This window comes from Microvirga soli (genome assembly GCF_016734765.1).
Taxonomy (GTDB): domain Bacteria; phylum Pseudomonadota; class Alphaproteobacteria; order Rhizobiales; family Beijerinckiaceae; genus Microvirga; species Microvirga soli.
The window spans coordinates 18,365-31,379 of sequence record NZ_JAERQE010000015.1 but is presented as its reverse complement, the minus strand read 5'-3'; the positions used below and the strand labels follow the sequence as shown (position 1 = coordinate 31,379).

The 13,015-nt window shown below is 64.9% G+C and carries 13 protein-coding genes; 5 read left to right on the top strand and 8 right to left on the bottom strand.

Annotated features, from left to right (window positions below; all coding sequences use genetic code 11):
- Nucleotides 1-3 precede the first annotated feature (3 nt).
- The 6 genes from JKL45_RS14430 to JKL45_RS14405 all read right to left on the bottom strand — a co-directional run bounded on the left by JKL45_RS14430 (nucleotide 4) and on the right by JKL45_RS14405 (nucleotide 4,674).
- Nucleotides 4-306 carry a 4a-hydroxytetrahydrobiopterin dehydratase gene (locus JKL45_RS14430; RefSeq protein WP_201861974.1) on the bottom strand — a complete coding sequence of 101 codons (303 nt, stop codon included), beginning with the start codon at nucleotides 304-306 and terminating at the stop codon, nucleotides 4-6.
- Between the two features lie 66 nt (nucleotides 307-372).
- Nucleotides 373-1,392: a YeiH family protein gene (locus tag JKL45_RS14425; protein WP_201861973.1), complete on the bottom strand. Its 1,020-nt coding sequence runs from the start codon at nucleotides 1,390-1,392 to the stop codon at nucleotides 373-375.
- A 227-nt stretch (nucleotides 1,393-1,619) separates the two neighbouring features.
- On the bottom strand, nucleotides 1,620-2,210 hold the full coding sequence (locus JKL45_RS14420) for a histidine phosphatase family protein (protein WP_201861972.1): 591 nt from the start codon (nucleotides 2,208-2,210) through the stop codon (nucleotides 1,620-1,622).
- A gap of 39 nt (nucleotides 2,211-2,249) precedes the next feature.
- The gene (gene thpR / locus JKL45_RS14415) at nucleotides 2,250-2,786 is read right to left on the bottom strand and encodes an RNA 2',3'-cyclic phosphodiesterase (protein ID WP_201861971.1); all 537 of its coding nucleotides are present in this window, start codon (nucleotides 2,784-2,786) and stop codon (nucleotides 2,250-2,252) included.
- 116 nt (nucleotides 2,787-2,902) lie between these two features.
- On the bottom strand, nucleotides 2,903-3,946 hold the full coding sequence (locus JKL45_RS14410; protein WP_201861969.1) for an aldo/keto reductase: 1,044 nt from the start codon (nucleotides 3,944-3,946) through the stop codon (nucleotides 2,903-2,905).
- A gap of 65 nt (nucleotides 3,947-4,011) precedes the next feature.
- Complete coding sequence (locus tag JKL45_RS14405; RefSeq protein WP_201861966.1) at nucleotides 4,012-4,674, bottom strand: arylesterase; 663 nt, start codon at nucleotides 4,672-4,674, stop codon at nucleotides 4,012-4,014.
- A gap of 72 nt (nucleotides 4,675-4,746) precedes the next feature.
- Between JKL45_RS14405 and JKL45_RS14400 the strand changes: the two genes are divergently transcribed.
- The 3 genes from JKL45_RS14400 (at nucleotide 4,747) to JKL45_RS14390 (ending at nucleotide 9,046) form a co-directional block, all read left to right on the top strand.
- Nucleotides 4,747-5,439, top strand: coding sequence for an ABC transporter ATP-binding protein (locus tag JKL45_RS14400; RefSeq protein ID WP_201861963.1), 693 nt, complete (start codon nucleotides 4,747-4,749; stop codon nucleotides 5,437-5,439).
- 10 nt (nucleotides 5,440-5,449) lie between these two features.
- Nucleotides 5,450-8,035, top strand: coding sequence for an ABC transporter permease (locus tag JKL45_RS14395; RefSeq protein WP_201861962.1), 2,586 nt, complete (start codon nucleotides 5,450-5,452; stop codon nucleotides 8,033-8,035).
- A 228-nt stretch (nucleotides 8,036-8,263) separates the two neighbouring features.
- Complete coding sequence (locus tag JKL45_RS14390; protein WP_201861961.1) at nucleotides 8,264-9,046, top strand: Bax inhibitor-1/YccA family protein; 783 nt, start codon at nucleotides 8,264-8,266, stop codon at nucleotides 9,044-9,046.
- A gap of 62 nt (nucleotides 9,047-9,108) precedes the next feature.
- On the opposite strand, the gene JKL45_RS14385 is transcribed toward JKL45_RS14390, so the two are convergent.
- Complete coding sequence (locus JKL45_RS14385) at nucleotides 9,109-10,605, bottom strand: MFS transporter (RefSeq protein WP_312896965.1); 1,497 nt, start codon at nucleotides 10,603-10,605, stop codon at nucleotides 9,109-9,111.
- A 111-nt stretch (nucleotides 10,606-10,716) separates the two neighbouring features.
- On the opposite strand from JKL45_RS14385, the gene JKL45_RS14380 reads away from it, so the two are divergent.
- Nucleotides 10,717-11,253, top strand: coding sequence for a GNAT family N-acetyltransferase (locus tag JKL45_RS14380; protein ID WP_201861958.1), 537 nt, complete (start codon nucleotides 10,717-10,719; stop codon nucleotides 11,251-11,253).
- Between the two features lie 7 nt (nucleotides 11,254-11,260).
- Nucleotides 11,261-12,520: an MFS transporter gene (locus tag JKL45_RS14375; RefSeq protein ID WP_201861957.1), complete on the top strand. Its 1,260-nt coding sequence runs from the start codon at nucleotides 11,261-11,263 to the stop codon at nucleotides 12,518-12,520.
- A gap of 48 nt (nucleotides 12,521-12,568) precedes the next feature.
- Here JKL45_RS14375 and JKL45_RS14370 read toward each other — a convergent pair whose 3' ends face one another.
- Nucleotides 12,569-12,949, bottom strand: coding sequence for a DUF2794 domain-containing protein (locus JKL45_RS14370; protein WP_201861956.1), 381 nt, complete (start codon nucleotides 12,947-12,949; stop codon nucleotides 12,569-12,571).
- Between the last annotated feature and the right edge of the window lie 66 nt (nucleotides 12,950-13,015).

Here is a 13,015-nt window from a genome sequence, read left to right as displayed (position 1 = left end):
GGTCTATCTCTTCACCAGCCCGGCGGCCATCTGGTCCATGCGCTGCGCCAGTTCGACGTCGCGGCGCGTGAGTCCCTTGGCGTCGTGGGATGCAAGGGTGACCTCGACCCTGTTGTAGGTGTTCGACCATTCGGGGTGATGGTTCATGGCCTCGGCTGCGAGCGCCACGCGGGTCATCCAGCCGAAGGCCTGGCTGAAGTCGTCGAAGACGAAGCGCTTGGTGATCGCATCGCGGCCTTCGACCATTGCCCAGCCGTCGAGGGCGGGCAGAAGTTCCTGGCGTTCGGTATCGGACAAGCGGGGCATGAGCGGCCTTCACCTTGAGAAGTGATGTTCTCTAGTGATGAAGCGGCAGCGTGCAGTTTCAAGGGCTCAAGGAATGGCGAGCAGCCGAATGAGCCCCAGGCTGATCGCAATCAGCACGAGAAGCGAGAGTGTCACGGCAAGCGTCACCCGTCCTCCGACCTTGGCCAGCACCTTCAGATCGACGCCGAGCCCCAGCGCCGCCATCGCGATCACGGTGAGAAATGTCGTGATCGGCATTACCACCTGCAGGAGCGCTTCGGGAATGGCGCCGAGGGAGCGCAGCAGCGCGAGGCTCAAGAAGCCGATGATGAACCAGGGCACGAGCCGACCAAAGGCGAGGCTTGGTTTCGCTCCTTCAACCCCCTGCCGGCCTGCCAAGACCGAGAGCGCGATCACCACCGGACCGAGCATGAGCACGCGCACAAGCTTCACCAGCGTGCCGAGCTGCGTGCTCACGAGGCCGACCGGAGCCGTGGCAGCCAGCACCTGCGGCACCGCATAGACGGTCAAACCGGCCAGCACGCCGTATTGCGTCACTGAGAGGCCGATGAGCGGCACCAGCAGGGGCAGGGCGAGCACCACGATCACGCCGAGAATGGCCGTGAAGGCAATGGAGGAAGCGACGTCCGCAGGCTTGGCTCCGATCACCGGCGCCACCGCCGCGATCGCTGAGTTGCCGCAGATTGCGTTGCCGCAGGCCACCAGCACGGCCATGCGCTTCGGCAGACCGAGTATCCGCCCGAGGGCGTAGCTTGTGCCAAGCGCCAAGGCTACCACCACGGCAATGCCAAGGATGAGCCCGAGGCCGGCATCGAGCACGGCCTGGAAGCTGATCGAGGCGCCGAGCAGCATCACGGCGAACTCAAGCAGGGTCTTGGCGGAAAACCCAATGCCGGGCGCCCAGCGCCGGTCGGGCGTCCAGAGGGTTCGGATGAGGGTGCCGAGCAGGATTGCGATGACGAGGGCTTCGAGCCAAGCGCGGCCGGTCCAGTGCTCCTCGAGCCGCTGAAGTCCCATGGCGGCGAGCGCGATGCCTGCGCAGAGGGCGATGCCCGGCGCTGCTTGCGCAAGAGGAATGCGGATCATGGGATCGGTTCAGTTCTGTCTGTCGTGAGGAGGGGCTAGTCTGAAGGGTTGATGGAAGCAAGTGCAAAACGGTGACTGTCATTCCGGGGCGCCGCAGGCGAGCCCGGAATCCATAACCGCTAACAGTGCAGAAAAGGCGTGACGCTGATCGCCTCTATTTTGAACGTCATGTTTATGGATTCCGGGCTCCGCTGCGCGGCCCCGGAATGACAGTGGCTAAGTAAACGCTAGTCCCCGAACCCATCCTCGATGGCGCGCCAGTCCTGCGTCAGCGTGAACGTCTCGCGATCAATGACGATGAAGCAGCCGCCGCCGGGATGCTGCGGGCGGCTTTCCTGCCCGATCTCCACCTGCTGGAGGTGTGCGGTGAGCAGGCAGCCAACGGCACCGTGGGACACGACGACCGTGTCGCCGGAGGTCTGGTCCTCGCGCAGGAGCCGGCTGACGGCATTCACGATGCGCGTCTGCGCGTCGATGGCGCGCTCCCAGCCGCGGATGCTCTCGTGGGGGCGGCCGAAGAATTCGCGCACCACGTCCCAGAACTCCGGCGGCGCGATGAAACCGGTCGACGAGCGGTCGTTCTCCCCGAGATCCTCATGCGTCGCATAGGAGAGGCCGAGCCGCTCCGCCACGATGGCAGCGCCGTCCGTCGCCTTCCTTTCGGTGCTCGCATAAACGGACGTGACGTTACGGTCTGCGAGCAGATCCACGAACCGCTCCATGCGGGCGTGCCCGACGGGGTTCAGGGGCCATTCGGTGATGGTCTGGTTCGGGTCGATGACCACTTCGGGATGGGTGATGAAGATGAGAGACGCCATGACCGTGGCTGTAACGCTCTTGCGTCGAAACGTCGAGCCCTAGCTCAGGGGATAGGCTGCCTCGACAATGTAGGGACCGCCGCCCATGGAGGCGCGTGACGAGTAGAGCACGAACCGATCTGCCGTGAAGGTGAGCTTGGGGAAGTGGCCGTGAGTCGCAATGTAATGCGCGACGTCGACCGGGGAGACCTGCTTCAGGCGCGCCAATGTGATGTGCGGCGTGAACTTGCGAGTCTCTGGCGGCAGACCCGCCTGGCGCAGGAGGCGCTCCTGCTCCCCCTGCAGCTCGCTCAACTCGCCATTGACTGCAGTACGGGCGAACACTGCGCGAGGCTTCGAGCCCCCGAAGCTGTCGAGCCCGTCTATTGTAATGCTGAGCGGCGCGCGCTGGCGCCTTTCGCCGAGAATCGACGTGACATCGTCGGCCATGCGCTCGTCGATGTCGCCGATGAAGCGCAGGGTGATGTGGTAGTTCTCGGGCTCGACCCAGCGCGCACCGGGAATCCCACCGCGAAAGCCCGACAGGGCCAGGGCGATCTCGGGCGGGATTTCGATGCCGGTGAACAGACGTGGCATGCGGCACCTCTCGAGATTTGCTGATGCCAACTCAGACGATTGGTGGCCGGGTTTGTTCCGGATCATGAAGCGTCATCCCGGACGGCCTAAGCCGATCCGGGATGACGCTGGCATTGTTACGGACAAGGATTGCAGTGCTCGACGTGGATCGCGTCGATGCGCTTCTCCAGCTCCGGCGTGATCGTCACGCCGATCGAGGCAATGTCCGTCTTCAGCTGCTCCATGGAGGTGGCGCCGATGATGTTGGACGTCACGAAGGGGCGTGAGTTGACGAAGGCCAGCGCCATCTGGGCCGGATCGAGGCCGAACTCCTTCGCGAGCGCGATGTACTTGCGGATCGCCGCCTCGGCGGTGGCATTCTCGTAGCGCTGGCCGCGGCCGAACAGGGTCGTGCGGGTTCCCGGCGGGCGTGCGCCGTCGAGATACTTGCCGGTGAGATAGCCTTGAGCCAGCGGCGAATAGGCCAACAGGCTCACATTCTCCTGCATGGTCACCTCAGCCAGTGCCACCTCGTAGGTGCGGTTGAGGAGGTTGTAGGCGTTCTGCACCGACTGCACCCGCGCCTGACCCTTGGAATCCGCATGCTTGAGGAAGGTCATGGTGCCCCAGGCGCTCTCATTGGAGAGGCCGAAATGGCGAATCTTTCCGGCCTTCACCAAGTCGGTCATGATCTCGACCGTCTCGGCGATGGGGTGGGACTTTCCTTCCTGATGGCGGAAGATCGTCGGGTTCGAGCCCCATGGCATGGGGCGGTCGGGCCAGTGGATCTGGTAAAGGTCGATGTAGTCGGTCTGGAGCCGCTTGAGGCTCTTGTTCACCGCCTCCTCGATCTGGACGCGCGAAAGCTCTGCCTTCGAGCCGTCGTCCCGGAACCAGGTGTTGTCGGAGCGGCCGACCACTTTTGACGCGAGAATCACCTTGTCGCGGCTGCCCCGCGCCTTGAACCACGAACCGATGATTCGCTCCGTGGAGCCTTGCGTCTCCGCACGAGGCGGGATCGAGTAGAGCTCGGCCGTGTCGAAGAAGTTGACGCCCTGGTCGAGGGCGTAATCCATCTGCGCGTGGCCCTCGGCCTCCGTGTTCTGCTGGCCCCAGGTCATGGTGCCGAGGCAGATGAGGCTGACATTGAGGTCCGTGCGGCCGAGGCGGCGATATTCCATAGGCTTTGGCTCCTCGCGACGGTGCGATCCGCCGCGTTCAGGCAAGTAGGGGGCGCTGACGACGATCAGCGCTGGGCGATGCGGGCGAGAAAGCTCTCGACGGTGGGCAGGATGCGCTCGACGATGATCTCCACGCCCTTGGCCGTCGGGTGCAGGCCGTCGGGCAGGTTGAGGGAGCGATCGCCGGCGACTCCGTCCAGGAAGAAGGGATAGAGCACAAGGTCGTGCTTCTTCGCAATGTCCTGATGAATTGGATCGAACTTCGCAATGTAATCCGGGCCGAGATTGCGCGAGGCATAGATGCCGGCGAGCATCACCGGGATGTTGCGGGCTTTCAGCCGCTCGACGATGGTTTCGAGGTTCTTGCGGGTGAGCGCCGGGTCGAGCCCGCGCAGCATGTCGTTGGCGCCGAGCTCCAAGATCACCCCGTCGGTGCCGTCGGGCACGGACCAGTCGAGCCGGTCGAGGCCGCTGGAGGAGGTGTCGCCGGAGACGCCCGCATTGGTGATCTCCACCTTGTAACCCTTCGCTTTGAGCGCCCGCTCCAGCACCGTTGGGAAAGCCGCCTCCTGCGGCAGGCCGTAGCCTGCGCTCAGGCTGTCGCCGAGCGCCACGAGGCGGATCGGCTGGCCTTGCGCGTGAGTCTCCGAGGGAGGGACGATCATGGCGGCGAGGACCGCCGCACACGCAAATATGATCGTCATGAATGGGCCGGATTGGCGCTTCATCGATAGGCTTCCCATCTATGCCGGACTAGAACCGGGTGAATTCCAAGTTTCCAACAGATCGGGTGAACAGGCATGCAGGACAAGGCCATCGCGCTGCACGATGTCGATTTGAGCCTCGGGCGCGGGGCCGCGCGGGTGCATATCCTCAAGGGAATTTCCCTGGACATCCCCAAGGGCGAAGCGGTGGGGCTCGTCGGCCCCTCGGGCTCCGGCAAGTCGACCCTGCTCATGACCATGGCAGGATTGGAGCGCCCCGATTCAGGCAAAGTCATCGTCGACGGAACCGACCTGTCGGGCCTCGACGAGGATGCGTTGGCGCGCTTTCGCGGCCGCCGCATCGGCATCGTGTTCCAGTCCTTCCACCTCGTGCCCACCATGACGGCCTTGGAAAACGTGGCGCTGCCCCTGGAGCTTGCGGGCGAGGATGAGGCCTTCGAGCGGGCTGAGGCCGAGCTGCAGGCCGTGGGCCTTGGGTCTCGCCTGCACCATTATCCGGCGCAGCTCTCCGGCGGCGAGCAGCAGCGCGTGGCGATTGCCCGCGCCATCGTGCCCAATCCGGCGATCCTCGTGGCCGACGAGCCCACCGGCAACCTCGACGAGAACACGGGCGGGTCCATCATCGACCTGCTCTTCGCCTTGAAGCGCGACCGGGGCGCGACCCTGGTGCTCGTGACCCACGACCTCAACCTCGCGCGCCTCTGCGACCGCATGGTGCGCCTGCGCTCCGGCCAGCTGGAGGCCGACGCCGCCTCCATTGTCGCCTAAGGAAAATCCCATGCACGGCACCCTTCCGGCCACGCCGCAGAAGCGCTCTTCCTCGTCCCGCCTGCCGCTCCTGCTGCGCCTCGCTTTCCGCGAGCTGCGCGCGGGGCTCAAAGGCTTCGGGATCTTCCTTGCCTGCATTGCGCTGGGCGTTGCGGCGATTGCCAGCGTCTCGTCCCTGTCCCGGTCGCTCACCGAGGGCATTTCCCGTGAGGGACGCCGCATTCTCGGCGGCGACATGGCCTTCTCCCTGATCCAGCGCGAGGCGGCGGCGCCGGAGCGGGCATTCCTGGAATCGAAGGGCCGGGTCAACGTGATCGCCTCCATGCGGGCCATGGCGGTGGCCGGCGACAAGGGTTCCGGTCTGGTCGAGATGAAGGCGGTCGATGGCGGCTATCCCACGGTCGGCGCGCTCGAGACCGATCCGCAGCTTGCCCCCGCCGAGCTCTTTGCCGAGCGCAACGGTGCTTTCGGCGCGGCGGTCGATCCGGCGCTGCTGGCGCGCCTTGATCTCAAAGTCGGTGACCGGGTGACGGTGGGCGCCGCCAATGTGGAACTGCGGGCGCGGCTCGTGTCGGAGCCCGACAAGATCGCCGACGGCATCGGCTTCGGGCCGCGGCTCCTGCTCTCGCAGGAAGCGTTGAATGCAACCGGCCTCGTGCAGCCCGGCAGCCTCGTGCGCTGGACCTACAGACTCACGGTGCTACCCGAGCAATCGACGGAAGAAGGGCTGACCCGGATCGAGGCGGAGGCCGACCGCGTCCTGCCGGAGGCGGGCTGGAACATCCGCACGCGGCTGAATGCCGATCCGCGCTTTGCCCGCAACATCGAGCGCTTCACCCAGTTCCTCACACTCGTCGGCCTCACGGCCCTGCTCGTGGGCGGCGTCGGCGTCGCCAATGCGGTGCGCGGCTTCGTCGACCGCAAGCGCGCCTCCATCGCCACCCTCAAGAGCCTCGGCGCGCCGGGCGGGCAGGTGGTGATGCTCTACCTCACCCAGGTGATGCTGATCGCCATCGTGGGCATCGGCATCGGGCTCGCTTTCGGGGCGGCCCTGCCGTTCGTGATCACCGGGTTGTTCGGCCATCTCCTGCCGATCCCGATTCAGCCGACCCTGGCCTGGAGCGAGCTCGGCATCGCGCTGCTCTATGGGGCGCTCACCGCCCTGGTTTTCGCCATCGCGCCTTTGGGAAGAGCTCACGACGTGCCGGTCTCAGGCCTGTTCCGCGACCAGATCGACCCGGAGCGGCGCTGGCCGCGCAAACGCTATGTGACGGCCCTGGCGTTCTCCGTCGTGGCGCTCGTCGGACTATCGGTGCTGGCGGCCTATGACCGGCGGGTGGCCCTGATGTTCGTAGCCGCCGCCGCTGGCTCCTTCCTGCTCCTGCGCATTGTCGCCATGGGCATCATGGCGCTGGCCCGCCGGTTGCCGCGTCCGCGCAGGACGGCGCCGCGTCTTGCGCTCGCCAACATCCACCGGCCCGGCGCGCTCACGCCCTCGCTCGTGCTGTCGCTGGGCCTCGGCATCACGCTCCTGGTTACGCTCGCGCTCATCGACACCAACCTGACGCGCCAGCTCACCCAGAGCCTGCCGCAGCGGGCACCAAGCTTCTTCTTCCTCGACATCCCGAACCAGCAGGCGGATGCCTTCGAGGGCTTCCTGAAGCAACAGGCGTCCGATGCGCAGATCGAGCGCGTGCCCATGATGCGCGGCCGTCTCGTGACGCTGGGCGGCCGGCCCGTGGCCGAGATCAAGGCCGAGGAGGACATCGCCTGGGTACTCTCGGGCGATCGCGGCATCACCTATGCCAAGGTACCGCCGGAGGGCTCGAAGATCGTCCAGGGCGATTGGTGGCCCGAGGATTATCGCGGCAAGCCGCTGGTTTCCTTCGACCGGAAGATCGCCGAGGGCCTGGGGCTGAAGATCGGTGATGAGATCACCGTCAACGTGCTCGGGCGCGACATCTCCGCCACCATTTCGAACCTGCGCGAGGTGGAGTGGCGAAGCATGGGCATCAACTTCGTCATGGTGTTCTCGCCCAACACCTTTGCCGGCGCGCCGCATACGCATCTGGCCACCGTCACCTTCCCGAACGGCTCCGATGAGGCCCTCGATGCCCGCATCCTGCGCAGCTCCGCCCAGGCCTATCCCATGGTCACGAGCGTGCGGGTGAAGGACGCCCTGGAGGCGGTCAACGATGTGGTCTCGCAGCTCGTCATGGCGATTCGCGGCGCGAGTTCCATCGCGCTGATCGCGAGCCTTCTGGTGCTGGCCGGTGCCCTGGCAGCCGGCCACCGGGCGCGGCTCTACGATGCGGTGGTGCTGAAGACGCTGGGCGCGACCCGGGCCCGGCTGCTCTCGGCCTATGCGCTCGAATATGGGCTGCTCGGGCTTGCCGCAGCCGTATTCGGTCTCCTCGCCGGCTCGCTCGCGGCCTATTTCATCGTCGACCGGGTCATGAACCTAAGCTTTACCTTAGATTTGTCGGGCGCCATCCTGGCTTCAGCCTTGGCCGTTCTGGTGAGTGTCGGATTAGGCCTGGTCGGAACCTGGCGAATTCTCAGTCAAAAGCCGGCCCAGTATTTAAGAAACCTTTGAGCGCTGGCGAGCGCGAGCGCGTTATAAAGGAGCGTGAAAAGCTTTGTGAGGAGCAGCATCAACTCTGCTCTTCATTTTTCTTGCTTCACGAAGAATTGAAGCTTGACCTTGCCTCTTGCAGAAAAAGGCCCGACCTCTCATATTTTAGCTGTCGTCGCCCCACGCGGCGGCCGAGGGCTGAACCCAGCCTTTCGAGGGAACAACGGGACACCGCGAGAAAGGACTCCGATGCAACCGTATGAGCAAAACCAAAACGCCTATGGCACCGGCTTTGCCCGGACGGCGGCTCAGGTCGATCAGGGCCTGCGCGCCTTCATGCTCGGCGTCTACAACAACATGGTCCTGGGCCTTGCCATCTCGGCCCTGGTCGCGCTCGGCATCAACATGCTGGCCACCACGAGCGATCCGTCGCAAGCGGTTGCCCGGATGGGTGGTGTCGGTCTGACCCAGTTCGGCGCGACGCTGTATGGCTCGCCCCTGATGTGGGTTGTGGCGCTGGCGCCTCTGGCCTTCATCTTTTTCTTCTCGTTCCGCATGGACCGGATGTCCGCGGCGACGGCCCGCACCACCTTCTTCGCTTTTGCGGCGGTGATGGGTGCTTCGCTCTCGACGCTTCTGATCCGCTACACCGGTGCGAGCGTGGTGCAGGTGTTCTTCATCACGGCCGCGGCCTTCGGCTCGCTGTCGCTCTGGGGCTACACCACGAACCGCAGCCTGTCCGGCATGGGCTCGTTCCTGATCATGGGTCTCGTCGGCCTGATCCTGGCTTCGATCGTGAACATCTTCGTCGCGTCGAGCATGCTGCAGTTCGGCATCTCGGTGATCGGCGTGCTGATCTTCGCAGGCCTCACCGCCTACGACACGCAGAAGCTGAAGGAGATGTACCTGTACGGCAACTTCGACTCTGAAGCCGCCGCCAAGGTCTCCGTGTTCGGCGCCCTGACGCTGTACCTGGACTTCATCAACATGTTCCAGTTCCTCCTGGCTCTTGTGGGCAACCGCAACCAGTAAGGATCGAGCGGATCGCTTGATCGCGAAGCCCCGGCTGAAAAGCCGGGGCTTTTGTTTTGGGATCAGGTCTGCGCCGAGCGGTGGCCGAACCAGGCGCTCGCAACAGCCGCCGCAGCACAGATCAGGGCCACGAGCCCGAAACCGCCGGCCATGGCGGCGGTGTAAGTGTTGTGCATGGCGTCGGTTCTAGCCTCGGACGGCAGGGGAGTGCCGAACGTCGCCTGCCCGAAGAGATCCGCGGCTTCTGGGCTCACCCATGAGGCGGCGTACTGGAAGCCCAAGGTGGCAATGACGCCGAGACCGGCGACAGCGATGAGACCCGCCACGCGGGAGATCGCGTTGTTGATGCCCGACGCCACGCCGATCCGGTCGGCGGGAGCGGCATTCATCACCGTCGTCGACAAGGGCGCGACGGTAATGCCCATGCCTAATCCCATCACGGCCATGATCGGCACGACCGCCAGCCAATAGCTTCCGTGAAAGACGGCAGGGGCCAGAAGCGCGAAACTCAAAGCCGTGATGAGCGGACCAACGGTGAGGAGCATGCGCGTGCCGAACCGGTCGGCCAGAACACCGCCGAGGCGGGAGAGCACGGCCATGACAAGAGTGAACGGCAGGAACACGGACCCTGCTCTGGCGGCCGAATAGCCATGGGCTTCGATCAGCGCCTGGGGCAAGAAGAAGAGAGCCCCACTCAGCGCGAAATAAAGCAATAGCGTCAGCGCATTGACGTTGGCGAAGGCCGAGACACGAAACAGGTCGAGGGGCATCATCGGGGCGGTGCTGCGCCGCTCGTGCAACACGAAGAGGATGAGGATCACGGCACCGGCCAATGTCAGCAGGATGGCGATGCTCCGCTGACTCTCCCGGTCACCCAGCGCCGTCAGTCCATAGGCGAGGAGGCCCAAGCCCAGGACGGCGAGGACGGCTCCGAGCCAGTCCATGGCGGTGTCTTCCCGAACGGGACTGTCCGGCACATGTCGTCCGCACAGCCAGAGCGCCAGCGCGGCAACCGGGAGGTTGATCCAGAAGATCGCCTGCCACGGTCCAACATCGATGAGCCATCCCCCGAGGATCGGCCCGAAAGCTGCCGCGATGGCGGAGGCGGCTGCCCAGGTGCCGATGGCCTTGCCCCGGGCATCCGGTGGGAAATGCGCACTGATGAGGGCCAGGGATCCCGGCACCAGCAGGGCGCCGCTGATACCCTGAAAGGCCCGTGCCACGATCAGCATCCCGGCTGATTGGGACAGGCCGCACCACAGGGAGGTCAGGCCGAAACAGGCAATGCCGATCATGAAGATTCGTCGCAGACCATAGGCGTCGCCAGCCGCGCCGCCGACAAGCAGGAAGGCGGACAATGTCAGCGCGTAGGCATTGGTAACCCACTGCATCTCGGACAAGGATGCTTGCAGACTCTCGCGCATCTGCGGGATCGCGACGGTCACGATGGCGCCATCGGCAAACACCATGCTGGAGCCCAGGATCGCGCTCCAGACGACCGCGTTCTGCACACGGGATGTGATAGCCGGCGGCGTTTCGCCCGGGCTGAGCTGGTTCACCCGTAACCCCCTCTCATGACATCCCATGCTAAGGCCCTAGCAGGAATAAAGACAGTCCCGCCGAGCCGACGCTACTTCCTCATGGGCCTGAGAATGGTCTAGAGAATGTGCATGAGCTTCGTCATTCGCCCTTCACTCGAAACAGACATTTCCGCCATCGCGGTGATCTATGCCCATGCGGTGACGCATGGCACCGCCTCGTTCGAACTCGAGCCGCCGTCGGAAAGCGAGATCGCGCGCCGCCGCAATGCCATTATGGAGGGCGGCTATCCCTATCTTGTGGCGGAGCGCAGTGGGGAAGTGCTCGGTTACGCCTATGCGGGCGCCTATCGCCCACGCCCTGCCTATCGCTCGACAGTGGAAGATTCGATCTACGTTGCGCCATCCGCCCAGGGACAGGGCGTCGGGCGCGCGCTTCTGGTGGCGCTGATCGAACAATGCGAGGCGCTGGACTTCCGGCTCATGGTGGCGGTCATCGGCGATGAGGATTCGCATGGCTCCATCGCCCTGCACAGAAGCCTCGGCTTCGAGCCTGCCGGCATTCTCAAGGGCATCGGCTACAAGCACGGGCGCTGGCTTTCCACCGTGCTGATGCAGCGCCCCCTCGGACGCGGCACGGACGAGCCGCCGACGCGACCTGTCACCTGAGACCCTGATGCTCACCAGTATGACCCGCAGACCGAAGGACGGTCTGTGGCAGAACCCGGATTTCATGCGCCTGTGGGGCGCCCAGACCCTCTCGGCTATCGGCACGCGCTTCACGCGCGAAGGGCTGCCGATCATCGCGGCGCTCACCCTCGATGCATCGGCGACGGATCTCGGGATTCTCGTAGCGTTGAGCATGCTGCCGGGCGTGCTTCTGAGCCCCTTCGTGGGCGCGTGGATCGACCGGACACGGCGGCGGCGCGTGCTCATCATGGCCGATCTGCTGCGAGCCGCGGTGCTGCTGACCCTGCCGGTCATGGCGTGGCTCGACGCCATCACTATCGGCCAGGTGATCGGTGTCGCCACGGTGGTGGCCCTGTTCTCCATGGTCTTCCAGACCGCCGACAACGCCTATCTGCCCACCGTGGTGGAGAAGGATGAGCTCCTGGAGGGCAACGCGAAGCTCGCCACCACCGACGCGCTGGCGGAGATCGCCGGTCCTGCTCTCGCCGGTGTTGCGATCCAGACCCTGACGGCGCCGTTTGCCATCCTGTTCGATGCCCTGTCCTATCTCTGGTCCGCCGTGCTGCTCGCCTCCATCAAGCGGCCGGAGCCGCCGCTCGTCACGGGCGAGCATACGCCGGACCTGTGGCGGGAGACACGGGAGGGCCTGCGCTTCGTCTTCGGGCATCCGGTGCTCAGGCCGCTCACCTTATGCCTTGCGACGCTCGCCTTCTTCCTGAGCTTTTTCGCGCCGCTTTACGTGCTGTATGCGGTCCGTGATCTCGGCATCCAGCCGGGGCTTCTCGGGTTCATCGTGGCGCTCGGCGGCATCAGCGGCCTCGTCGGCGCGCGTCTCGCCGCCTGGGCCGGACGGCGCTTCTCCGTCCGCAGGATTCTCATCGGCGCGCTGCTGGCCTACGGCGTTGTGATCTGCTTCATTCCCCTGGCACAGGGTCCCTTGTGGGTGGCGGCCGGAGCGCTCTGCATCAGCCAGCTGTTCGGAGACGGGCTCTGGGTGGCGTTCTCCACCAACGCGACCGTCCTGCGTCAGACGGTGACGCCGGATTCCTTACGCGGGCGCGAAGCCGGCATGGTGCATCTCCTGACCGGCGGCCTCGGACTCATCGCGGCTCTCACGGCCGGATTCGTGGCGGATCGGATCGGCATCCGGATCGTGCTCTGGGCGGGAGCCTTAGGGGTCTTCGCGTCGAGCCTGTGGCTTCTGGCTCTGCCGCGAAATGTGGATCAGCGTTACTCAGGGGATTGAGCAACAGATCAATCCCAAAAGCGCATGTCCGCTTTTAGATCCGATGCTTTAATTCGACACTACCTTTGGCTTGTCGAGCACGCGCAGCACACGATCAAGCTCGTGTCCGCGCTTGAGGATCAGGCCGGTCGAGACGATCACGGCATACGCGCCCTGCTTCTTGGCAAGCTTCGGGTCTTTCTCGATGCGGTAGAGGGGCATTTCCGATGTGCGGCGGAAGATGGAGAACACGGCCTTGTCCGGCATGAAATCGATGGCGTAATCGCGCCATTCGCCGGCAGCCACCATGCGGCCGTAGAGGTTGAGAATGGCCTGCAACTCGGAGCGGTCGAAGGACACCTGCTTCGGCGCGGCGGGGAAGGGCACGATATGGGCCGAGCCCTGGCTCGAGCCGCCGCGCAGCGGCTCTGCGATGTCACCTTCGCTCATGACGCCTCCCATGGCTGTTAACATGGTCTGATGATGGGCTTAGGTGGCTATCGGATCAACCCGTCA